General features: G+C 30.6%; 25 protein-coding genes, 1 tRNA gene and 2 riboswitches. Of the genes, 20 read left to right on the top strand and 6 right to left on the bottom strand.

The window, feature by feature from the left end:
* Window positions 1-33: 33 nt before the first annotated feature.
* Complete coding sequence (gene uvsE / locus VK998_RS03885) at window positions 34-990, top strand: UV DNA damage repair endonuclease UvsE (RefSeq protein ID WP_325225698.1); 957 nt, start codon at window positions 34-36, stop codon at window positions 988-990.
* A 56-nt stretch (window positions 991-1046) separates the two neighbouring features.
* On the opposite strand, the gene VK998_RS03880 is transcribed toward uvsE, so the two are convergent.
* Window positions 1047-1481, bottom strand: coding sequence for a Dps family protein (locus VK998_RS03880; RefSeq protein ID WP_325225695.1), 435 nt, complete (start codon window positions 1479-1481; stop codon window positions 1047-1049).
* A 120-nt stretch (window positions 1482-1601) separates the two neighbouring features.
* Between VK998_RS03880 and VK998_RS03875 the strand changes: the two genes are divergently transcribed.
* From VK998_RS03875 to VK998_RS03855, 5 genes are all read left to right on the top strand, one after another.
* Entirely contained in the window at window positions 1602-1916 is a 315-nt protein-coding gene (locus tag VK998_RS03875) for a winged helix-turn-helix transcriptional regulator (RefSeq protein ID WP_325225692.1), read from the top strand.
* Window positions 1917-2004: 88 nt separating this feature from the next.
* Window positions 2005-2146, top strand: a riboswitch (cyclic di-AMP (ydaO/yuaA leader).
* Between the two features lie 205 nt (window positions 2147-2351).
* The gene (locus VK998_RS03870) at window positions 2352-3350 is read left to right on the top strand and encodes an ABC transporter ATP-binding protein (protein ID WP_325225689.1); all 999 of its coding nucleotides are present in this window, start codon (window positions 2352-2354) and stop codon (window positions 3348-3350) included.
* Window positions 3337-4005: an ABC transporter permease gene (locus tag VK998_RS03865; protein ID WP_325225687.1), complete on the top strand. Its 669-nt coding sequence runs from the start codon at window positions 3337-3339 to the stop codon at window positions 4003-4005. The genes VK998_RS03870 and VK998_RS03865 overlap by 14 nt, the downstream gene beginning before the upstream one ends.
* Window positions 4006-4641 (top strand): ABC transporter permease, encoded by a 636-nt coding sequence (locus VK998_RS03860; protein WP_325225684.1) that lies wholly within the window; start codon window positions 4006-4008, stop codon window positions 4639-4641.
* Window positions 4642-4662: 21 nt separating this feature from the next.
* Window positions 4663-5595: an ABC transporter substrate-binding protein gene (locus VK998_RS03855; RefSeq protein ID WP_325225681.1), complete on the top strand. Its 933-nt coding sequence runs from the start codon at window positions 4663-4665 to the stop codon at window positions 5593-5595.
* A 45-nt stretch (window positions 5596-5640) separates the two neighbouring features.
* Here VK998_RS03855 and VK998_RS03850 read toward each other — a convergent pair whose 3' ends face one another.
* The 3 genes from VK998_RS03850 to mnmA form a co-directional block, all read right to left on the bottom strand.
* Window positions 5641-7239, bottom strand: coding sequence for an amidohydrolase (locus VK998_RS03850; RefSeq protein ID WP_325225679.1), 1599 nt, complete (start codon window positions 7237-7239; stop codon window positions 5641-5643).
* Window positions 7240-7251: 12 nt separating this feature from the next.
* Window positions 7252-8652 carry an APC family permease gene (locus VK998_RS03845; protein ID WP_325225678.1) on the bottom strand — a complete coding sequence of 467 codons (1401 nt, stop codon included), beginning with the start codon at window positions 8650-8652 and terminating at the stop codon, window positions 7252-7254.
* 168 nt (window positions 8653-8820) lie between these two features.
* Window positions 8821-9007: riboswitch (Lysine riboswitch) on the bottom strand.
* A 154-nt stretch (window positions 9008-9161) separates the two neighbouring features.
* Window positions 9162-10274 (bottom strand): tRNA 2-thiouridine(34) synthase MnmA, encoded by a 1113-nt coding sequence (gene mnmA, locus VK998_RS03840; protein ID WP_325225675.1) that lies wholly within the window; start codon window positions 10272-10274, stop codon window positions 9162-9164.
* A 223-nt stretch (window positions 10275-10497) separates the two neighbouring features.
* Here mnmA and VK998_RS03835 point away from each other — a divergent pair, with 223 nt between their 5' ends.
* The 3 genes from VK998_RS03835 (at window position 10498) to VK998_RS03825 (ending at window position 14764) form a co-directional block, all read left to right on the top strand.
* Entirely contained in the window at window positions 10498-12609 is a 2112-nt protein-coding gene (locus tag VK998_RS03835; RefSeq protein WP_325225673.1) for a stalk domain-containing protein, read from the top strand.
* Between the two features lie 140 nt (window positions 12610-12749).
* Entirely contained in the window at window positions 12750-13268 is a 519-nt protein-coding gene (locus VK998_RS03830; RefSeq protein ID WP_325225671.1) for an adenine phosphoribosyltransferase, read from the top strand.
* Window positions 13269-13303: 35 nt separating this feature from the next.
* The gene (locus VK998_RS03825) at window positions 13304-14764 is read left to right on the top strand and encodes a DUF445 family protein (protein ID WP_325225669.1); all 1461 of its coding nucleotides are present in this window, start codon (window positions 13304-13306) and stop codon (window positions 14762-14764) included.
* A 45-nt stretch (window positions 14765-14809) separates the two neighbouring features.
* On the opposite strand, the gene VK998_RS03820 is transcribed toward VK998_RS03825, so the two are convergent.
* Window positions 14810-14886 (bottom strand) — tRNA-Val (locus VK998_RS03820).
* A gap of 128 nt (window positions 14887-15014) precedes the next feature.
* Here VK998_RS03820 and VK998_RS03815 point away from each other — a divergent pair.
* The gene (locus VK998_RS03815) at window positions 15015-15353 is read left to right on the top strand and encodes a cytoplasmic protein (protein ID WP_325225667.1); all 339 of its coding nucleotides are present in this window, start codon (window positions 15015-15017) and stop codon (window positions 15351-15353) included.
* A gap of 125 nt (window positions 15354-15478) precedes the next feature.
* Window positions 15479-15967: a methylglyoxal synthase gene (locus VK998_RS03810; RefSeq protein WP_325225665.1), complete on the top strand. Its 489-nt coding sequence runs from the start codon at window positions 15479-15481 to the stop codon at window positions 15965-15967.
* A gap of 39 nt (window positions 15968-16006) precedes the next feature.
* Here VK998_RS03810 and rpsD read toward each other — a convergent pair whose 3' ends face one another.
* Window positions 16007-16606: a 30S ribosomal protein S4 gene (gene rpsD, locus VK998_RS03805; protein WP_325225664.1), complete on the bottom strand. Its 600-nt coding sequence runs from the start codon at window positions 16604-16606 to the stop codon at window positions 16007-16009.
* 277 nt (window positions 16607-16883) lie between these two features.
* Between rpsD and VK998_RS03800 the strand changes: the two genes are divergently transcribed.
* The 9 genes from VK998_RS03800 to VK998_RS03760 all read left to right on the top strand — a co-directional run bounded on the left by VK998_RS03800 (window position 16884) and on the right by VK998_RS03760 (window position 24101).
* On the top strand, window positions 16884-17855 hold the full coding sequence (locus VK998_RS03800; protein WP_325225661.1) for an RnfABCDGE type electron transport complex subunit D: 972 nt from the start codon (window positions 16884-16886) through the stop codon (window positions 17853-17855).
* On the top strand, window positions 17852-18457 hold the full coding sequence (locus tag VK998_RS03795; RefSeq protein ID WP_325225659.1) for an RnfABCDGE type electron transport complex subunit G: 606 nt from the start codon (window positions 17852-17854) through the stop codon (window positions 18455-18457). Before VK998_RS03800 ends, VK998_RS03795 begins: the two co-directional genes overlap by 4 nt.
* Entirely contained in the window at window positions 18458-19081 is a 624-nt protein-coding gene (locus VK998_RS03790; protein ID WP_325225656.1) for an NADH:ubiquinone reductase (Na(+)-transporting) subunit D, read from the top strand. It abuts the gene before it with no gap.
* Complete coding sequence (locus VK998_RS03785; RefSeq protein WP_325225653.1) at window positions 19081-19671, top strand: NADH:ubiquinone reductase (Na(+)-transporting) subunit E; 591 nt, start codon at window positions 19081-19083, stop codon at window positions 19669-19671. Before VK998_RS03790 ends, VK998_RS03785 begins: the two co-directional genes overlap by 1 nt.
* 11 nt (window positions 19672-19682) lie before the next feature.
* On the top strand, window positions 19683-20783 hold the full coding sequence (locus VK998_RS03780) for an NADH:ubiquinone reductase (Na(+)-transporting) subunit F (RefSeq protein WP_325225650.1): 1101 nt from the start codon (window positions 19683-19685) through the stop codon (window positions 20781-20783).
* A 277-nt stretch (window positions 20784-21060) separates the two neighbouring features.
* Window positions 21061-21900 (top strand): CvfB family protein, encoded by an 840-nt coding sequence (locus tag VK998_RS03775; protein ID WP_325225647.1) that lies wholly within the window; start codon window positions 21061-21063, stop codon window positions 21898-21900.
* A 48-nt stretch (window positions 21901-21948) separates the two neighbouring features.
* Window positions 21949-22158, top strand: a complete 210-nt coding sequence (locus VK998_RS03770) for a hypothetical protein (RefSeq protein WP_325225645.1) — start codon at window positions 21949-21951, stop codon at window positions 22156-22158.
* A 28-nt stretch (window positions 22159-22186) separates the two neighbouring features.
* Entirely contained in the window at window positions 22187-22585 is a 399-nt protein-coding gene (gene ndk, locus VK998_RS03765) for a nucleoside-diphosphate kinase (protein WP_325225643.1), read from the top strand.
* Between the two features lie 142 nt (window positions 22586-22727).
* The gene (locus VK998_RS03760; RefSeq protein WP_325225640.1) at window positions 22728-24101 is read left to right on the top strand and encodes an MATE family efflux transporter; all 1374 of its coding nucleotides are present in this window, start codon (window positions 22728-22730) and stop codon (window positions 24099-24101) included.
* Window positions 24102-24159: the final 58 nt, after the last annotated feature.

Genomic DNA, 24159 nt, shown 5'->3' with positions numbered 1-24159 from the left:
AAATTAATAAAATAATATTATGGTGGTGTATTTATGAAGGTTAGATTAGGTTATGTTTCAATCGCTTTAGGGCTTCCAAAAGTTACATCTTCTAGTAAAGTAACCTATACATATTATCAAAAGTTAACAACAAAAGAAGAGAAACTAAACAAACTTAAAAAGGTTTCTTATTCTAATATAATGGATTTAAAAAAGATATTGGAATACAATATAAAGAACAATATACATTTCTATAGAATAACTTCTTCACTTATTCCTCTTGCTACCCATCCAGAAGTTGATTGGAATTACAGGAAGATTTTTTCAGTTGATTTTAAGGCTATTGGAAATATAATAGAAGAACACAACATGAGAGTAGATACCCATCCTGATCAGTTTAATGTAATTAATAGTATAGATGATAAGGTAGTTGAAAACACAAAAAGAAATCTATGGTTTCATGTTAATTTATTTGAAGATATAGGATATCCTCTTGGTAAAATGGTACTCCATATTGGAGGCGCTACTGGAGGTAAGGAAACTGCACTAAAAAGATTTGAAAAGAATTTTAATAAATATCCTAAAGAGATAATATCAAAAATCATTTTAGAGAATGATGACAAAACATTTACTGCTAAGGAAACCCTTCAGTTATGTAAAAATTTAGCTGTTCCCATGGTATTAGATGTCCACCATCATATATGTAATAATGATGGAAATAACATAGAAAAGATATTACCAGATATAATTGCTACATGGGAAGGACAAAAATTACCACCTAAATTTCACTTTTCAAGTCCTAAGGAGCATCTAAAAGATAGGAAACATGCAGATTTTATTGAAGGAGAAGATTTTGTAGAATTTATAGAAATGTGCAAGCCTTTAAATAAAGATATAGATATTATGCTAGAAGCTAAAAAAAAGGACTTTGCCTTATTCAATCTTGTAGATTCGATAAAGAAGTTAAGAAAGGATTGGAAGTGGATAGATTCTTCTACCTTTGAGATTTAATGTTAAGGTTGGTAAAAAAGCATCCTTATACAACTAAGGATGCTTTTAAAATCTTTCTATTGTAGCATTGCTTCAACAAACCAAATATTTTTACTATAGTATGCAACGTAGTCTTCAAATATGGCAACAGTTTCAAAATCGCCTTTTTCATCTGCAGTATTTCTAATATCTGTTGCTAGTTTTTTCATAGATTCTAAATCTTTTTTGATTATTTCTAGAGATTCTTTTACTGAGAAATCTTTTGCATTAATTTCTTCAATATTTGCTTTTTCTAGGTACTCTTTCATAGTAGATAAAGGCATTACTTTTTTCATCTTCAATAATTCAGCTACTTCATCAAAGTTTTCAAACAGCTCATCATAAATTTCTTCTGTGAAATTATGGATGCGCATAAATTGGTTACCTACTACATTCCAGTGAATATTGTGTAATTTTACATTTAATACACCTAAATTAGCTAGGTATTTTTGTAATAAATCGATATGTTTCATTATATTATCTCCTCCAAATGTTTATATTTTTTATTTATTAGTTATTATCTTCTGTTATTTATATTATATGATATAATATAAGATACAAAAAGGCACAAATATGTTAGTAGGGGTGAAGCAATGGAAACAAAAATTTTTAATGGATTTGAAATTGTACAAGATTTAATTAAATTAAGATGGATTCCTGAAATTTTAAAATCTATTCATCTTGGAAATCAACGTTATAGTGATATTTTAAAAAGTATTCCCTATTTAAGTCATACAGAATTAAATAGGAAATTAAACATACTTATAGATAAAAAGGTTATAGAAAAGAACATTAATGGGAGCAATACCTATTATTCTTTACTTAATTTTGGAGATGATTTAGTACATATTTTTTATCATTTAGAAGATTTGGAGGATAAATATTTTCAAACTGCTAGTAGGAAATAATAATTTAGGATTATAGGCATTTGTATTAGATTGTGTATTTGACTTATATAATTGAGTATGTTATGATATGAAACTAGAAAATATAATGAAAGTTTATTTGCTTAATTTCCCAAAAGGAAACCGGGGGAACCAGTATTTGGGGGTGAATCGCTATGATATTGTTCTGAAGCGTAGAGTAGTTTCAAACTCGAATCCGTCAGCTAACCTCGGAAGCGTGTGAAACAAATATAAATTTAATTTGTTCTATTTTGTATTTTGTTGATTATTATGTAAAACAAAATGTAAATGCATGTTTCTTTTGGGGGCCTTATAGGCCCTTTTTGTGTTGCCAATAAATAAAAAAATTATTATCTCACCCATATACTTATGGATTGATTATAAATATTAACGTTCAAATTATGATATAGAAAATAATATTAGGAGATGAGACTTAGAATGATAAAAATTAAAAATATAGTGAAAAGATATCCGGGCATGGAAAGGCCTGCAGTGGATAATTTGTCATTAGAAATCAACGAAGGAGAGACATGTGTTTTTCTTGGACCTTCTGGTTGTGGTAAAACAACAACATTAAAAATGATAAACAGGATAATTGAACCTACGTCAGGAGAAATTTGTGTAAATGGGAAAAATATAATGGATCAAAACCCAGATGAACTTAGAAAAGGCATAGGATATGTAATACAAAAAGTAGGACTTTTTCCTCATCTTACAGTGTATGATAATATTGCAACAGTTCCACGACTTTTAAAATGGAACGAAAATAAGATTAATAAAAGGGTCAATGAATTATTAGAAATGGTAGGATTAGTTCCAGAAGAAAATAACTCTAAATATCCTAATGCATTATCTGGAGGACAAAGGCAAAGGGTAGGAGTTGCAAGAGCATTAGCAGGGAATCCACCTTCTATGCTAATGGACGAGCCCTTTAGTGCTGTAGATCCTGTAACGAGAACACAACTTCAAAATGAATTTTTAAAAATACAGAAGAAGTTAAAAAAGACTATATGTTTTGTGACTCACGATATTGACGAGGCTATAAAAATGGGAGATAGGATTGCAATAATAAATGAAGGAAGTTTAGTTCAATATGATACTCCAGAAAATATCTTATTGAATCCAGCGAATGAATTTGTAGAGGATTTTGTAGGTCCTGATAGATCCCTTAAAGTATTAAGTCTTATAAATATAAAATCTATTATGAAGGAAAATATTAAAAATAAAGAATCTAATTGCTATAGTGTACCATTAGATGCTACCTTAAGAGAAGCTATAGCAAAGATGTTAGAATGCAATACGAATTCTGTATCGGTAGTGGATGATAAAAATAGTTTGGTTGGTAGTGTAGATATGCGTGATATTCAGAAATATATAGGTAGGGCATACGATGAAAACGGACAAGAGGAAAAGAGTGATATAAATGTCAGTAATTAATTATTTTATTAAAAATATAGATAAAATTGTAGGTTTCACAATAAATCATTTTATTTTAGTAATAATGGCTATTTTATTAGCATTAACAATATGGATATCTGTAGGGATTTTAATTAGAAACAATGAAAAGCTAGCAAATGGAATGTTAGGATTAGGGAGTTTAATTATGTCTATACCTAGTGTTGCATTATATGGAATATTGGTAACAATCCCTGGATTTGGATTATCTAGAAAAAGTGCTGTTTTTGGTTTGATACTTTATTCAATGTTACCTATTATGAGAAATGTCTATGTAGCTTTAAATAAGGTTGATGAAGATATATTGGAATCAGCTAGGGGAATGGGAATGACCTCTAAACAAATTTTGTTTAAAGTTCAGTTACCCTTAGCATTTCCTGTAATATTTGCTGGAGTAAGGATGGCTATTGTGATGATGGTTGGTATAGCAACATTAGCTGTATATATAGGGGAAAGAAATTTGGGTAGCCTTATTGAACAGGGAATAAGAAGAACCCATTTTGACATGATTGTAGTTGGAGCAGTATTAGTTTCATTAATGGCTATTTTAATAGATATATTTATGGGGAAATTAGAAACTAAATTGATTTCTCCTGGACTCATTTCTGAAGAGCAAAACTTTAAGGAGGTGGATTAAATGAAATGGGATACTGTTTTAGAGATTCTTAGTAATCAAGGTTTAATGCTATTAAAGGAACATTTGATTTTGGTAGGTATTTCTCTATCCATTGCAATAATAATCGCATTACCTTTAGGAATATTGTTGACAAGACCTCCTTTTAAAAAATGGCTAAATAAAATATTGTCTTTTTTAAACACAGCGCAAGGAGTACCAAGTTTAGCTGTAGTAGCTATATTTTTACCCATAATGGGAGTTGGATTTAAACCAAGTATAATTGCATTGACCCTTTATGGGCTTTTACCTATTGTAAGAAATACTATAGCAGGTATAAATGATGTAGATCCAGATATTTTAGAAGCTGCAAAAGGAATGGGCATGGATAATAGATTGATATTAAGAAAGGTAGAATTACCTTTAGCATTACCAATAATTATGGCTGGTATCCAGACTTCAGCAGTATTAACTGTAGGAACTGCTACAATTGCAGTTTTAATAGGGGGAGGAGGACTAGGAAATCTTATATTTAGAGGTATAAGTACATTTAATCCTGCATTAATACTTACTGGTTCCCTTATTACTGCAGCTATAGCGATTATATTAGATCAAACTATAGGATATATACAAAAAGGTTTATCTCCTTATAATAAATAAAAACAAGAAAGGTGTGTTATTGTGCAAAAGATCAAATTTAGTAAATTGATGGTTTTAGTATTAGTTTTAGTAATGATGTTTTCTCTGGTAGGTTGTGGAAGCAATAATTCAACTGTAAAGGATGGGCCTACCATAAGCGTAGCATCTAAACCTTGGACAGAACAACTTATTTTAGGAAATATCTTAATACAATATCTTGAAGCTAATGGATATCCAGTAGAAGATCGTACTGGATTAGGAGAAACTCCAGTTATTAGACCTGCTTTACACTCAGGTGAAGTAGACATCTATTGGGAATATACTGGTACAACTTTGGTAAATCAAATGGGAGAAGAAAAGATTACTGAGTCACAGGAGGCTTATGATAAGGTAAAAGCATGGGATAAAGAAGAAAATAATGTAATATGGCTTGACTATGGAACTGCTAACAACACATATGCTCTTATGATGAGAGATGAAAATGCTCAAGAACTAAATATAGAAACTATGAGTGATTTATCAGATTATATTAATGATGGAGGGAATCTTAAATTTGCTTCTGGATTGAATTTTCTTGAGAGACCAGATGGACTTCCTGGAATACAAAAAGCATATGGATTCCAATTTGAAGAGGAGAATATTATAACAATGGCAGAAGGATTGACTCATGGAGCATTAAAAGACGAACAAGTGGATGTGGCTATGGGATTTGCCACTGATGGAAGAATAGCAGCATTTAATTTAAGAGCTCTTGAAGATGATAAACTATTTTTTCCAGTATATAATGTAGCTCCAGTAATAAGACAGGAAGTTTTAGATGAATATCCAGAGTTGGTAGAATTATTAAATAAAATTTCTCCTTTATTAGACAATGAAATGCTTATCGAAATGAACAAAAAAGTAGATGTAGATGAAAGAGAACCAGAAGATGTAGCTAAAGAATTTCTTGTAAATAATGGATTGATTGAGGAATAGATTGTAAAAACCCTAGGTAGATACTTGTATCTACCTAGGGGCTTTTTATCTTTCAAATACAAATTCTCCATCGACCATGGTTTTTTCGACTTTGATATCTTTAATAAAAGATTGTTCTATAGTAAATATGTTTTTATCTAATACTATTAAATCAGCGACATAGCCTGGTTTTAGTCTTCCTTTAAAACTCTCTTTAAATTCATTAAAAGCACTACCGATTGTATAAACATCAATGACATCTTGAATTTCCATTTTCTCTTTTGGAAAGAAACCTCCTACTGGATTTCCATCTAGTCCTTGTCTAGTAACTGCACAGTATATATTAGGGAATGGATTGCAATCTTCAACAGGTGCATCTGTTCCAAAACTCATAGGGGCACCTAATTTGTATAAGGAATTAAAAGCATAAGATGTACTGGATAATTCTTTACCAACACGGGATTCGACAATTTTAAGATCATAGTCCAAAAATATAGGTTGATACATAATTGGTATGTTTAATCTAGCTATCCTTTCTAATTGTTTCATGCTTGTAATTTGGCAGTGAACAATACCATGGCGAAGACTGTTCTCACCATCTTTCATAGTTTTTTCGTAGGCATTAATAACACTTTCTACTGCACCATCACCAATGGCATGGGTTACTACTCTTATTCCATTTTCTGTTGCTAAATTACATAAATCTTCTAGTTGTTCATCTGTTAATGCTGCAACTCCCTTAATACCTGGAGCATCATTATAGTCTTTCAACATTAAAGCAGTTCTAGCGCCTAGGGAACCATCTTTAAATAGTTTTAATGCTCCTTTAGATAGAAATTTTTCATCGTAAAGCCCTTCTTTAAATTCTGTTTCCAGATAATCTTTAAAATCCTCTATATTTTGAAAGTTGAATTGGATTCCATATCTTAGCTTGGTTTTATTATTATTATAGATATTGTGGATGATATTGAACATATTTTTAAATTCCTTATTTGAAACATCACAAGATTGAACAGAAGTTATTCCAACACTTAAAGCATAATTTGCAGCTTTTAAAAATTCTTCTTCCTTATCCTTATTGCTTTTTTCAGGAATAACAGATTGAATTAGACTTACAGCATTTTCATTAAAAATTCCATTAGGATTTCCTTCATTATCTAGTACTATGGTTCCTCCATCTACAAAGGTACTTTTATTTATCCCCAGTATTTCTATAGCTTTTGTATTCCCAACTGAAACATGGCCACACACTCTATCAAATACGATGGGAATTTCCGTAGATATTTTGTCTAAATCCCATCGATTTAATAGACGTTTGTCCCCAGTAGTAAAATAATCTTGATTCCATCCACGACCATATAATGCAGTTAAATCTTCATTTTCTTTTAAGAAATTCCTACCCAATATAATAATTTCATCTATTGATTTAGCACTGTTTAAGTCACAGGAAGTCATTGCAGCACCTATAGATGCAAGATGCATATGGCTATCGTTAAAACCTGGCAAAACAGTTTTTCCTTGAAGATCAATGATTTTGTCAGTATCATTATTAAGAATTTCTTTATTAGAACCAACCTGTTTGATTATTCCATTTTCAATAAGTAACGCTTCTTGAAAGTTGTTTTTTTCAACATAGATTTTACCATTTTTTAAAATTGTTCTCAAAAGATCATCTCCTTATATTTTTTGTGTATTTTCATTTTTTTTATTAAAATAGATATAGAAGAACAGCCCAATAACAGGAACGGATAAACCGATCAATGAAGTTAAAGGGTCTTCAATAAATGTATTGATCATTAGCCCTACAAATATAAAAGTTGTTAATATTATTGTAACAGGGTAACCAATTACTTTATAAGGTCTTTTTAAATCAGGGAATTTTCTTCTGTAAATTATTACTGCATATACTCCTAATGTATTAAACAACATTCCTGAAAATACAACTAAAGAAGTCAATTGATTTAAATTTCTTAACAATACTAATATGATAGATATTAGTCCTTGTATAATCAAAGGAACATGAGGTACTTTATGTTCTGGATGTAATTTACCAAAACTTTTGAAGAAATGACCTTCTACACTCATTGCATAATACATTCTTGGAAAGGCTAATATACATCCATTAAGAGCACCAAACATTGAAACCACCATACCAATTATGACTAAAATACTGCCAGATCTCCCCATTAGCTTTTCTGCTGCATAGCTACCTAGATAGAATTCATTATTTGCAATCAAATTTTCAATTTCATTAAAAGGTATAACTCTATATATGGAATAGTTGAATAGAGTGTATAATGCTGTTATTGAAACAATAGAAATAATGATAGCAAGGGGCAAATTTTTCCTAGGTTCTTTTAATTCCTCTGCTACAGTGTTTAAATTAGTCCATCCTTCATAAGCCCATAAGCTAGCGACCACTGCAAAGGCTACCATACTAATGATTGAACCAAAATTTACATCTACTGTTTTAGGTGTAAGACTTAAGTCTGGAGATACTTTTCCGAACATTAGTCCTAATACCATTATAATACCAATAGGTATTAATTTTGCAATCATAGAATAATTTTGGAGTTTTGATCCAAATTTAACACCAAAATAATTTACAATAGTGAGACCTATAATTAGTACTATCGCTATAATTTTAATTGTCCATTCTCCCATGGGTATGATAGCGGTTAAAGCGCTTGGTAATGCAATTGCAATTGCAGCAATAGAACCGGGACCACCGATTAACCAACTATTAAATCCATTTAAAAACCCTACTACAGGAGAATAGGCTTTATTTAAGTATACAGTCATACCACCAGCACGGGGATCAGATGCACCTAGTTCAGCATAACAAATACCTCCTAATAAAGAAACTAAACCACCTAAAATCCAACTTAGCAATGCTAAACCTAAACTCATACCTGTTCTCATCAATACATATGAACCTAGATAGAAAATCCCTGACCCTACCATTATTCCACCTAGAATGCTAACTCCGCCAAATAAACTAATTTCTTTTTTAAAACCTGAATCCGTTGAATGTGTTGAATTCATTGTATTAATTAATTGTTCTGATTGATTTAACAATATTTTTACCTCCCAATCTAATTTTGTCAAATAAATTTTAAAACTAATTTTTAATTAAAATATAAATCAGTTTTTTATATTCAAAAAAACAAAAAAGCATTTGACAGGTATGTCAAATACTTTTGTTAATAGCAAAGCTAAAGACATCCTCTCCCCCTTTCTGGCCCATAGTGAGATAGCTCAACATCAAAGTATCGGGCAAATAAATACAATGATGACAGTTCTACACCTATTAGATGCAGTCCCAGCATCAGATTTTGGTATCTGACACTTCGGCGATGACTCCTTTCCCCATATATCATTGGCTTCCGGCCTTAATATAAGTACTCTTAGTAATCGCACCTCTACCTCACCCTTGGAGGATGAGGATTTTTTATTAAATTTTATATATGATAGCATTTAAAAATTATATTGTCAAGTAAAGATGAAAAATGTAGAAAAAATTAATCAGGAGAAGTAATTGCTTAGGATAAATTAATGGGACAGTGGGGATGGTTTTTACTGTCCCATTAGATTTCATTTAAATATGAATATTTATTATCCAAAGGCACTATAGATTTTATAATAGAACCTCCAAGACATATTTCATCTTCATATAATACTGCTACTTGGCCAGGGGTTACTGCCTTTACTGGCTCATCATATTTTATATGAAGGTTGCCATCTTCTAATATATCCACCGTTACTGGAATATCCGATTGTCTATATCTAAACTTAGCAGTACATCTTAAAGGCATATTAGGGGCTTCTTCCAGTATCCATGAAGGAGATTCTCCGATTAATGAAGTAGAATAAAGGGCTGGATGATTTTCGCCTTGAGCTACATAAAGAAGATTTTTCTTTAAATTTTTACCTGCTACGAACCAAGGTTCTCCTGTACCAATTCCACCTATACCTATTCCCCTTCTTTGACCTAGAGTATAGTGGATCAACCCTTTATGCTTACCTAATTTATTTCCTTCTACATCTATAATGTCTCCTTCTTTTGTTAAAAGATATTTATCTAAGAATTCATCAAAATCTCTTTCACCTATAAAACATATTCCAGTTGAGTCCTTTTTTCTAGCAGTATAAAGATTATTTTTTTCTGCTAATTCTCTAACTTCTTTTTTATTGAGATGTCCTATTGGGAATAGGGTTCTAGAAAGAGCTTGTTGTCCTATTCTAGATAAAAAATAGCTTTGATCTTTATTCTTATCCTTTCCTCTGAGAAGATAGTGTTTACCATTTTTTTCTTCTACTTGAGCATAATGACCCATAGCAATATAGTCTGCTTCTAATTTCAAAGCGTAATCTAGAAAAGAATTGAATTTTATCTCTTGATTACACATGACATCTGGGTTAGGAGTTCTTCCTTTCTTGTATTCATCTAAAAAATAGGTAAATACTCTATCCCAATATTCTTTTTCAAAATTTATAGTATAAAAGGGGATATCTAATTGATTGGCTACCCTTCTAGCATCTTCAGCATCTTCTGTTGCCGTACATACTCCAAATTCATCTTTTTCATCCCAGTTTTTCATAAAAAGTCCAATTACTTCATATCCTATTTCCTTTAGCAATAAGGCAGAGACAGATGAATCAACTCCACCGCTCATACCTAAAATTACCCTTTTTTTCATAAAATCCTCCTTAAATTATAATAAATCTAATAACAAGTCAATATAAATATTATATCATTAATCATAGGAATTATAGCAAATTTTCTTATATTATCATTGACCTTTCATAATATTGTTGTGTTTGTAATGTAAATTTAATATGTAATCTATTAGGAAAAGCGAGATTCTAATGTATAATATAGATAATAAAGAATTTATCCTAAAGATGAAGGGAGTGGAATAATTGAAAAAAAGGAAATTTCATGGAAAATTATTTTTTTTAATGGTCATTACATTGATATTTTTTCAATGGTTCAATTTACATGCTATAGCTGCAAAACCTATTAGATTAGTAGTAGATGGGAAAGATATTACTTCACTAGCTAATCCAATAATAGAAAATGGTAGGACTTTAGTGCCGATTCGATTCGTAGCAGAAGAATTAGGAGCAGAGGTTAATTGGAATGATAAAGATAAAAAAGTAACTATAGAAAAAGATAATCAAATAATAGGATTAAAAATTGGAAGTCGTTTAGTGTTTAATCAAAGGGAAACAAAAACTTATTATCTAAGTGACATAACACCTAAAATTATAGATGGACGTACTTTTGTACCTCTTCGTTTGGTGAGCAATGCTTTAGGCATAGAAATAGAATGGGATGAGGAAAATAGAATGATAAATGCAGATTCTAGTAAAAACTCTAATATTGAGCCATTTTTCTCTGTAGAATTTACTACTTTAAATTCTGGACAAGTTGTAGATGGAAAAACAAATTTGCAAATAGAGTTTTCTGATGAAAATTTAACCAATGCGAAAGAGATAAAATATTTACTACTGGATCCAGAAACAGCAGAAGGATTTGTAATTGCTAGAGGAAAGGATATAACTGGGAAATATACTTGGATTGCAAATTTACAAGATAAGGGAGAAAAGGTTCTTGTAGCTGGTATTTATGATAATAAAGGACAGTTTTTAGCTGGAGATGCTATTTCTATATATCTAGATGTAGAGCCAAAAGTCTCTTTAACAGGAGTAACAGAAGGAGAAGTATTAAGTGATACAATATCTTTAGGAGCAGATATTAATTTTACAGCTACTAATGTAAAATATGAAATTACCAATTTAGATAACAATGAAACAAAGATTATTGGTGAAGATATTCCCCAAGATCCTTATGGCGAATATAGATGGGATCCTCAATTAAAGGAAAATGGCAATTATTCTTTTAAGGTAATTGCTTATGATAGTAATAATAGATCTTATGAAAGCCAAAAAGTATTGGCTAAAGTTGAAGTTAAACCTAAACTAGCATTATCAGGAATTGTAGAGGGACAAATAATAAATAAACCTGTTAACCTATTGGCTTCAAGGAATTTTGATGTTACAGAAACCCAATATATAATGAGGGACACTAGTACTGGAAAAGAAGAAATTTTAGCTAAAATACCCTATGGTGGCTATAGATGGTTCCCAGGACCAGAACTTTCAGGTGAGATAGAATTATTTACAAGAGTGAAAGATATAAAAGGTGTATACCACGAAAGTGAAGCTAAAAAAGTTGATTTACCAGGAGAACCTATAGTACTTTTAGAAGGAGTAGGTCCAAATCAAGTTTTAAAGGATTCAATAAAAATAAAGACTGAAAGTAATGTTACATTAGATAGCGTTAGCTATGTACTAATAAATCAAGAAACAGGAAAACAGAAAATCATTGATTCAGATGTAGATCCTTTAATTGGTCAGGAATATGCTCCTACCAAAGAAGATGTAGGATACTGGAATATAAAAGCTATTGGGAAGGTTAATGGTAAGCAAGTTAGTAGTGAAGAAATTCCGATTAGAGTTTATCTTGGAGAAACATATAAATCTTTACCAATAATTGAGAAGGATAAATTTCTAAATTTAGCTTCTGAATTAGCAAAAGATTCTTGGGATAGAACAGGCATGTCAGCAGCTTTACAAACAGCTCAATCAATTCTTGAAACTGGCTGGGGGCAAAGCGTACCTGTAGATAAATATAGTGGAAAACTTTCCTATAATTTATTTGGAATAAAGGGGAAAGGGCCACAAGGTTCAGTTACCTATAATACTTGGGAAGTTTATAATGGACAAACCTACCATGTCGATGCTGAATTTCGAGCTTACAATAATGTAGAAGAAAGCTGGGCTGATCATAAGGACTTCTTATTGAATTCTACTAGGTATGAACCATTCAAAGAAGTAATGCACAACAGCACTCAAGGGGCTTGGGCACTTAAAAGAACGGGTTATGCTACTGATCCAGAATATGCTATAAAGTTGATGAAAATTATTAAACAATATGAGTTAGAAAAATTAGATAAAGTAAGTATTTAATTAATTAGAGACGATTCTATTTAATATGAATCGTCTCTTCAAATTTTAAAGTACATAAATATATTATTATACTATCAATAATTAAAAAATATGATAAAATAAAATAGGATAATATGATTATAACTATAGGAGGTATAAATTTGGAACTAAAATCTAAAATAAGAGTAATTGAAGATTTTCCAGAGAAAGGTATTAGTTTTAAAGATATAACAACTTTAATAAATGATGGAAAAGCATTTTCAGAAGCTGTCAACTTAATAGTAGAAGATTTAAAATATAGGGAAGTAGAATATATTGCAGGACCAGAAGCAAGGGGATTTTTATTTGGAGCTACAGTAGCTTATGCTTTAGGGATAGGGTTCATACCGGTTAGGAAACCTGGTAAATTACCAGCAGAAACTATTAGTTATGAGTATGAACTAGAATACGGAACTAATACATTGGAAATACATAAGGATTCCATTGAAAAGGGCAAGAAAGTAGCAATTGTAGATGATCTACTAGCTACAGGTGGTACAATTCTATCTACAGCAAAATTAATTGAGTCTATAGGTGGAGAAGTAGTAGCAATGGAATTTTTAATAGAATTAGAATCCTTAAAAGGAAGGGAAAAATTAAATAAATACCATGTAAATTCATTAATTAAATATGAGAAATAAACTTTAAAAACGCAATAAGTATAAGAGGTGTAGAAGTGAGATTTATAATACCAGTAGTAATAGGAGCAACTATAGGATATATTACCAATTGGATCGCTATAAAAATGCTATTCAGACCCCATTACGAGAAAAGGATTTTTAATCTCCATATTCCTTTTACTCCAGGGCTTATTCCAAAGGAAAGAAGTAGAATTGCAAAAAGTGTAGGAGAAGCAGTAGGAGAATATCTGTTATCTCCAGAAGTAGTGATAAAATCCTTATATAATAATAAGAAGGATTTTATAAAAAAATGGGTTAAATCTTGTATAAATAAACTACAAAAAGAAGAAAAGTCATTAAAATCTTTAGTAAAGAATTTAGAGTATGGAAATTATAATGATTTGTTAAAAAGTATAAAAATGAAGATAACTAATTCTATTTATTTGCAATTAAGTCAAGAGAGTTTTAAAGAAAAATTAATTGATTTAATTGAAGATTATATATTTGAGGATTCTAAGGACGAACTTTACAGCCAAATAAATAAAAAAATGGAGTTGTTTTTATATCAAATATATAAATCAGATGAAGTAAAGCAAGAATTAGAAATTCTAATTAGTAATAAAATAGAAGAATTAACTAAAGACGAAAGGTCATTGTATGAGATAGTACCAGAAGAAGCAATTGATTTTTTAAAAGGGACTATTTATGAACAGGATGAAAATATTGTAAGAATTTTAAGGAATATTTTAGAAGACCCGATAATTGAATTAAAATTAAAGGAAGCTATTGAAACTATTGTTTCTAATAATATGAATAAAATAATTGCAATATTCATGAGCCCTGAAGTAATATCAGACAAAGTATTTTTTGCCATAAAGGAATATCTTTATAAACCGGATATCAATAAAAATATTGTGTCTATTATTATAACTTTCATTGATAAAATTTTAGAAAACAAGGTGGAAGACGCTGCCATAATAATTTCTTCAAAAATTGGAAAAGAAGAAATAGAAAAAATTTCTAATGTAATTTTAGAGTCTATTTTGAAAGAGGAAAATAGAAATAAGGCTGTTAATATAATAGATAGAAAGATTAAATCCGAAGAAACTAATATCAAAAAGAATATATTAAACTTTATATCTAATGAATTAGAAAGATTTTTAAGTTCAGAAATATTATATAATAATATATTCTTAACTATTGATATAATCGTTGAAAGAATCATGGATAAACCTGTTTTGTCTATTGTTGAAGATATTGACGAAGAAACAATTGAAAATATTACTAATTTATTTAACATTATCTCTAATAATTTTATTATGAATAAACTACCTAATATTGTAGAAGAATTTAATATATCCAAGGTAGTAGAAGAACAGATAAATAGTTACGATATAGCTTTTGCAGAAGAACTTATACTTGAAATAGCTAATAAAGAATTGAAAGCTATAACTTGGCTTGGAGCTCTTCTAGGCGGTATAATTGGTATTGTGCTACCAATATTGCAGAATATTTAATTTAAATAAAAAGAGCATCTACATATGGCAGATGCTCTAATTTTATGGTGGGCGATATTGGACTCGAACCAACGATCTCCACGATGTCAACGTGGCGCTCTAACCTGCTGAACCAATCGCCCATTAAACTATTAATATTTTAGCATATATTAATTCAAATTTCAATATAATAATTAGCTTCTAAATGTTTAGTATACTTCTTGACATAGTTTTTTCAATGAGGTAATATGAAAATATAGGGGGTGTAGCTTTGAAAAAAGTTGCTTTTTTCGCATTTAGAGGAGAACAAATGTGTTTTATGCATGTGCTTTTGAATGCAATAGATATGCATGAAAAAGGTATGGAAGTGAAAATTATTATGGAAGGTGAATCAGTTAAGCTGATTAGAGAACTGGAATCTAAAGGGAATAAATCTTATGAAAAGGCTAGAGAATTGAATTTGTTCGATTGTATTTGTAAAGCTTGTTCAGCTAAGATGGGTGTACTAGCATATAATGAAAGGACAGGGATTCCAATAAACGGAGAACTAAATGGTCATCCTTCAATGACTAAATTCATCGAGGAAGGTTATGAAATAATTACATTGTAAAGAGTATAGTTTAACTTTCTTCTTTATTATAAAAAAAGTGGCTTAAGCCACTTTTTTTATTGCTATATACTATAGATTTGTATAAAGTAATAGTATAATAATTAAAATATTAAGGAGTTGTAAAAATGGTTAGTAAAAAGGGTTTTAAGACTATAAAAATGGGAAAGCAAAAACGGATAGCTTTAATAGCTCATGACAATAGAAAAAAGGATATGATTCAATGGGTGGAAATTAATAAAGATAAGCTTAATAAACATTTCCTATGCGGAACAGGAACTACAGCTACTCTAATTTCTGAGACAATAAATTTGCCTGTTAAAGCTTTTAAATCTGGTCCTCTAGGAGGAGATCAACAAATCGGATCACGGATTGCAGAAGGGGATATAGATTTTATGATATTCTTCTGGGATCCATTAGAAGCCCAACCTCATGATCCAGATGTTAAGGCATTATTACGTATTGCAGTATTATATGATATACCTGTAGCAAACAACCAATCTACTGCAGATTTTCTACTTTCCTCTCCTTTTATGGAAGAAGAGTATATAAGAAAATTAGTAGATTTTTCTAAAGATATGGCTGATAGAACACAAGATTTAAAAATGGACTTATAAAACATATAGGCACCTAGTTTTAGGTGCCTATTATAATCATTACATTATACTTGAGTAAAATTCAACGACTAATTGGTCTTCAATTTCAATTGGTACTTCTTCTCTTGCTGGATATCTAGTCAATTTACCGGAAAAGCTGGATTCATCTTTTTCTAAATAAGGATATAGGTTAGGAAAAGATGAAAGGAAATTTTCTCTAAATAATTCTATATTCCTTGACTTTTTCTTTAAAGAAATAACATCTCCTATATTGACCCTATAAGAAGGTATATCTACTTTTTTACCATTTACTTTAATATGGCCGTGGACAACCATTTGTCTTGCCTGTCTAATAGAGGAGGCAAAACCCAATCTATAAATTAAATTATCTAATCTAGACTCCAATATCTTGATTAAAGCATATCCAGTTTGATCCTTAGATTTTTTAGCTTCCCGTACATATCCTAGGAATTGTTTTTCCATAACACCATAGTAGGTTCTTAATCTTTGCTTCTCTAGTAATTGCATACCATAATTAGATAGTTTTTTATCTGCTCTGGAAGTACCTTTCTTCGCTCTATTCATTGCCTTTGGATGGCCATATACATTTAATCCTAATCTTCTACATTCTTTAAATCTAGGATTCATTTTTTTTGCCAAAATTATCATCTCCATTTATATTTTTGCCGCGATAATTTTAAGCCAATAATAATATATCATAAAATGCTATAATTGTAAATGATAATTATTATCATCTATCAAAAAACAATATCTTATAATCAATCAATTTAAAATCATAATATAGATACCTAGATATTTTTATTAAAATTTCAATAATTATTAGTGTTACAAACCAATTATTGATGTTTTTTTTATTTAAATAAGGGAATATATTAGTATGAGTAAGGAAATTTAATTTTATGGAGGTGGTTTTTTGGTGTCTAACTTTCTGAAAAAATATTTTATGCCACAAAAGATGATGAGGACAGTTATCATTTCTTTAATTCCTCTAATCTTATCATCTATTTATTTTTATGGATGGAGGTCTTTGGTTCTTCTATTTTGGGTGACTCTATTTGGCGTTATAACCGAATGGTTTTATGAGAAGAAACAAGGTAAAAAGGCATCAGAAGCAATTTTTGTAACTTGTATACTTTATGTATTAACTCTTCCACCAAGGACACCGTTTTGGATTGCAGTGGTGGGAATTATATTTGGAGTTTTTTTTGGTAAAGAAGTATTTGGTGGTTTTGGGAGGAATTTATTTAATCCAGCCTTAGTGGCTAGAGCATTTGTTTATGTAACTTTCCCAGAACCATTAACTATCGAATGGTCGAAGGCAGCAACTGGTTTTCCAGGCGGGTTTGCTACATATATAACAGAGAATGTTGAAGCTATTTCCCAAGCCACCCCTATGTTGATTTTTCGTGAGACAGGGGAAATGTTACCTTCACTAAGATTATTATTAGGGAATGTTTCAGGTTCTTTAGGCGAAACTAGTGCTATTTTAATTATTTTAGCAGGAATATATATAATATATAAAAAAGTAGCATCTTGGCAGACCATGGCAGGAGTACTAATTGGGTTTACTGGATTAAGCAGTATTTTATATTTGTTTGGAAATCCACAAATCCCAAATCCTATTTTTGGTATACTATCTGGAGGATTTTTATTTGGGATGGTATTTATGGCTACTGACCCTATTTCATCTCCAAAAACCAAGGAGGGTAAATGGATATATGGAATCCTAATAGGAATAGTTACAGTAATAATACGTGGATATGCCCTATTTGCAGGAGGAATGATGTTTGCAATATTAATAGGCAATACTTTTGCTCCAGTTATTGATGAAGGTATAAAATATTATAAGAAACTAAAAAGAGAGGCAAAGGAAGGGGTGACGGCATGAAAAAATCCTTTGGTTTTCCAATTATTTTCATGGTGGTAATCACTGCTTTTTTTACATTAATACTTGCTTATCTGAATTATGCAACTACCGATGCAATTGCTTTTAATGAAGAAACGGAGTTAAGAAAGACTTTACTTTATGTATTTGATATAGATATACCTTCTGAAGAACCTAAAGTGATAGAAGAAGTATTTAATGAATATGTAGGTGAAGAAGTAGTAGAAGATGAAACTATTTACTTTGTTAAGGAAGGAGAAGAAGTATTAGGTTATGCTTTCCCCGTTGGAGGAACGGCTCTTTGGGGGACTGTCCAAGGCTATGTTGCAGTATCTGAGGACTATAGCCAACTTCTGGGACTAGACTTCGTATCCCATAGTGAAACACCAGGATTAGGTGGTAGGATTACGGAGGATTGGTTTAAAGAACAGTTTAGAGGTTTGAATTTAAGTGAAGCTACAGATGGAGAATATATTATATACAGACCAGCAGCTGGTGGGAATGTAGATGCCATTGCTGGTGCTACCCAAACTTCTAATTCTGTTAGCCAATTTCTTAATGAAGATATATATGAATTTATAAATAGACAAAGGGGGGAGGATTAAATGGCAGGAGATAGCCCAAAGAAAATATTTAAAAGAGGCATTTGGGAGGATAATCCAATATTTAGACAAGTCGTTGGAATATGTTCTGCTTTAGCTGTTACAAACTTAATGCTAAATTCATTGATAATGGGATTGGGTTTAATATTTGTTACAGCTTTTTCAGAGTTAACCGTATCTATTATAAGGAAGTTTACTCCTAAACATATTAGAATGATGGTTCAAGTACTTATAATTTCTGTCTATGTAATAATAGTAGACATTTTTCTTAAAGCTTACTACCCTGAAATGAGTAAAGCTTTAGGGCCTTATGTAGGATTAATAATAACAAATTGTATAATAATGGGTAGATGTGAAGGCTACGCCCAGAACAATCCGCCTCTAAATTCATTTTTAGATGGTATAGCTTCTGGAATAGGATATACTATAATATTACTTATGATATCCTTTATCAGAGAGTTATTTGGATTTGGAACCATTTTTGGATACAAGGTTTTAGGAGATTGGTGGACTAATTGGACAATAATGGTAATGCCACCAGCAGCTTTCTTTATATTGGGTGTGATAGTTTGGTGGGCTAGAAGCAAAACAACTAAAGAGGAAAAAGAGGGAGGTGCAACTAACTAATGATAGAACTTAATCCTTTTGTCATATTTTTTGCTGCTATATTTACAAACAATATGATATTTAGTTATTTTTTAGGTATGTGTTCATTTATTGGTGTATCCAATGAAATACCAACTTCATTGGGGTTGGGACAGGCGGTTACTTTTGTTTTAACTTTTACGACTATGTTAAATTATATAATCTATCATAATATTTTGGTACCTCTAAATCTAGAGTATTTAAGATTTATTGTATTTATTATTAGTATAGCTGCCTTTGTACAATTAATTGAAATGATAGTAGAAAGATATTTCCCAAATCTTTATTATGCTTTAGGTATATTCTTACCACTTATTACTGTTAACTGTGCAATATTAGGGGTTTCTTTATTTATGGTAATTAGAGAATATACATTCCTTCAATCAGTAGGTTTTGGTGTAGGCTCTGGAATAGGTTGGACTTTAGCAATAGTTGCAATGGCTGGTGCTAGACAAAGAATAAAAAACAATAAATTACCAAAGGGATTAGAAGGCCCTGGAATAACATTAATTATAACCGGCTTGATGGCCTTAGCTTTTATTGGCTTTTCAGGTATAGTGCAGATTCAATAGGGGGGAATAATATGGAAACTATACTAATTACAACAGCTACTGTAACAGCTTTTACTGGTATATTGGCTTTTTTATTAACCCTTGCTGACCGAACCATTGCTAACTATGGTGAGATGAAAATAACGATTAATGATGATAAGGAATACATAGTAGATGGTGGAAATTCGTTATTATCAGCCTTAATAGATGAAAAAATATTCATCCCCTCAGCTTGTGGTGGGAAAGGCACCTGTGGGTATTGTAAGGTAAAAGTATTAGAAGGTGGTGGACCGGTTCTTCCTACAGAGATGCCTTGGCTTACTGAAGAAGAACTTGAAGATAAAGTAAGGCTTTCTTGTCAATGTAAAGTAAAGGAAGATATGAAAATTGAGATTCCAGAAGAGCTATTTAATGTAAGAGAATATGAAGTTCAGGTGGAGTCCATTGAAGACATGACTCCTGTGATAAAAAAATTAAGATTAAGGTTTGAAGAAGGAGAAGAGATTAGTTTTAAGCCAGGTCAATATATTCAATTAAAGGCTCCTATATATGAAGGCAATGATGAAGAGGTATATAGAGCTTATTCAATAGCATCTCCACCTTCAGAAAAAAATTATATAGACCTTATAATAGGATATGTACCAGGAGGTAAAGCCACAACCTATGTTCATAAACATTTAAAAGTAGGAGATACAGTTGATATTAACGGTCCTTACGGAGATTTTTATTATGAAGATAAATATGATAATGAGATGGTTTTAGTAGCAGTTGGTACAGGGATGGCTCCAATCCTTTCTATTCTTTATCATATGAAAGATAAAGATATAAAACGTAAGGCTAAGTTTTATTTTGGTGCTAGAACTCCAGAAGATTTATTTCTATTAGATGAATTAAAAGAATTAGAAGAAACTTTATATGATTTTGAATTTATACCAACTCTTTCTCGAGCATTAGATGAACATAATTGGACTGGAGCGAGGGGAAGGGTAAATGTATTACTGGATAACCATATAAAAAATCCAGATGATAAGGAAGCCTATTTATGTGGTAGCCCTGCGATGATAGATACAGTAGTAGAAGTATTAAAAGAAAAGGGAATCCTTGAAGAACGTATATATTACGATAAATTTTAACATGATTTGAGCAAATGGGACATTTATGAGACCATTGAAAAGCGTTTAATTTGTCATTCTGAGCGTTAGTGAAGAATCTATAAATAGCACAAAAACAAGATCCTTCACCTTTAGCTCAGGATGACAATTTATTCGGTTCAGGATGACAATTTGACTTTTTCAGTGGTTCCGGACATATATAAATGTCCCATTTAATAGTTATATAAAAAATAGCAGGAAAACATATACTAAATATGATAAAATCGTAGTTACAATGAATAAAATAAGAGGTGTATTTATGATTAATATTGGTGAAATACAGAAATTAGAGGTAAAAAGGAATACTTCTGTAGGACTATTTTTGAATACTAAAAATAGTCGAAAAAAGGATGAAGACATATTATTACCTAAAAAGGAAATACCTAAAGATACTAAAATAGGTGATGAAATAGATGTATTTATCTATAGGGATTCTAAAGAACGACTAATTGCAACAACGAAAATTCCAAAAGTTACTTTAGGAGAAATAGGTTTATTAAAGGTAGTAGATATTACAAAAATAGGAGCATTTCTCGATTGGGGACTAGAAAAAGATTTATTTTTGCCTTTTAAGGAGCAAACTATGAAATTAGAAAAAGGAAGAAAATATTTAATAGGACTATATCTAGATAAAAGTGATAGACTATGTGGTACTATGAGAATAAAGGATTTTCTTCGTAGCGATTCTCCTTATAAGGAAAATGATTGGGTACAGGGAACAATTTATAGCATTAATGATGAAATTGGTGCATTTGTAGCGGTTGATAATAAATATGAAGGTTTAATACCTAAAAAAGAGTTAATAGGAATTTATACCCCAGGAGAAGAAGTAAATTTACGAGTAACAAATGTAAAAGAAGATGGGAAACTAGATCTTAGCTTAAGGGATAAATCCTACATGGAAATAGATAAAGATGCAGAAATGATTCTAAATAAAGCTGAAAGAAATGGTGGCGTGCTTTTATTAAATGATTATAGTTCCCCAAAAGAAATAAGAAAGGAATTGAATATTAGTAAATCTGCATTTAAAAAAGCTGTAGGAAGGTTGCTAAAAGAAGGAAAAATTGAATTTATTGAAGGTGGTATAAAGATATTATAAAATACAACGGGTACTACTAGAGAAAAATTATGAAACTATCTCCTTAAAATGAATATATTAGTTGTAACTATGTTTTTAAGGAGTGGTAGAATGAAGCATGTATCTATAGTAGATTATGGAGATGGTTCAAATTTAGAGGAAAAGATGAATGAATGGATTCTTACAAATGAAGAAAATTTACTAGAGATAATAGATATTGAATATACTCAACATGGGAATATGTTTTTAGCTACAATAACTTATTTGGAAAAGGAGTAATATATTAAAAAACTATTGAGGTGATAGAATGGAAAAAACTTTTATCATGATTAAAACTGATGGAGTAGAGAGAGGATTAGTAGGGGAAATAATAGGAAGAATTGAAAGAAAAGGTTTCAAAATTACTAAAGGGAAATTGTTTCAACCTAGTAGAGAATTAGTAGAAGAGCATTATATAGAACATAAGGAAAAACCTTTTTTTGATGAATTAATAGATTATTTAATAAAAGGGCCAGTTATGGCCTTAGAGGTTGAAGGAGAATCTGTCATAGATATAATGAGAATTATGATAGGGGATAAAGACCCTTGTAAAGCTCAGCCGGGTACAATTAGAGGAGATTTTGCTTATTCTCTTACTCAGAATATTGTTCATGGTTCGGATTCTATTAAAAGTGCAGAAAGAGAATTAAAACTGTGGTTTGATTAAAAGAAATTTTATTAAGATTTCATGCCCAATCCTTTTTAAATGAAAATAATAACATTTCGAGTATCTAAGTACTTTTTTTAATTGTAGATTGATGATATAATATTAAAAGAGTATATAGTTTAATTTGATGAGGTGAGGGCTTATGGAAAAACTAGATAGAAAAGAATTAATATTAAAGGGCAATATGTATAAAGCAATTATAGTACTATCTTTGCCTATTATGGTAAATAACTTTATTCAAACCTTATATAATTTAGCAGATGCTGTTTGGGTAAGTAAATTAGGCTCTGTTCAATTTGCAGCTACTTCTTTTGTGTGGCCTGTAATATTCTTATTTATATCTTTAGGCATAGGAGTTTCAATAGCTGGGACTTCTATTTTATCCCAACTAATAGGTGCTTCAGAATATGATGAAGCAAATAAATATGCTAGTCAATTAATGGTGCTATCCTTAATATTTTCTGTCTGCTTTGCTCTATTAGGATATATATTAAGTCCATATATTATTAAACTAATGGGGGGGAGTGGTGAACTAGCTGAATATAGTAATATATATCTAAGGCTAAGTTTTCTAGGTTTTCCATTTGTTTTCTTATTTTTCAATTTTAACTCTATTATGACAGCACAGGGAAATACACTAGCGCCAACTATACTTAGTGGTGCTAGTGCTATATTGAATGTAATACTAGACCCAATTTTTATATTTACATTGGATATGGGGGTAGCAGGAGCAGCTATAGCTACAGTAATATCACAAGCTTTATTGGTATTTGCTGGTATATATGTATTAAAAAAATATTCACCAATGATTAAACCAAAATTTAAGGGGTTTAAATTTAGCAAAAAAAAGTTGAAAAAAATTGTAGAAGTAGGATTTCCTGCAAGCATTGGGCAATCTGGGGCAGCTTTAGGTTTTGTCGTTTTAAATAGCTTTATAGCTTCCTACGGTACAGCAACATTAGCTGCTTTTGCCATGGTTAATAGGATTACATCATTAATAATGCAACCACCTATGGGTATAGGAGCAGGGTTAACTTCAATAGTTGGTCAAAATATGGGAGCAAATCAATCTCATAGAGTTCAAGAAGCTTTTAAAAAATCCGTTATAATTACATTGTCCATATCAGTTGTAGGGGTAATCTTTATGTTATGGAAGGATTCGGAAATAATAGAGCTTTTTATGCGTTCTAAAGATGATATGGAAGTAATTGAACAAGGAATTACATACCTTAGGTATATTTCAGTAACCATGCCTTTAATGGGGTTATTTAGTATATTCCAAGGACTTTTTCAAGGTTCGGGTCATACTAAGTATTCTATGACTATGGCTATTGGAAGACTTTGGGGTATTCGAATTCCTATGATTTTAATGTTTAAACATTTAACTAATTTAGGACCTGTAGGAATATGGATTTCTATGAGTTCTAGTAATTTTCTAATATGTGTATATGGTTATATAATTTATAAAATGAATAAATGGCAAAAAAGAATAATACATGCAGAACATCAAGGCTAAAATTAAAAAAATAATAGATATTTTATCCTCATGAATTTTTATTCATGAGGATTTTTTT

Source organism: Schnuerera sp., from assembly GCF_035459645.1.
Taxonomy (GTDB): domain Bacteria; phylum Bacillota; class Clostridia; order Tissierellales; family Tepidimicrobiaceae; genus Schnuerera.
Note: the sequence above shows the minus strand (reverse complement) of the source record. Positions and strands in the feature narration are given on the sequence as shown.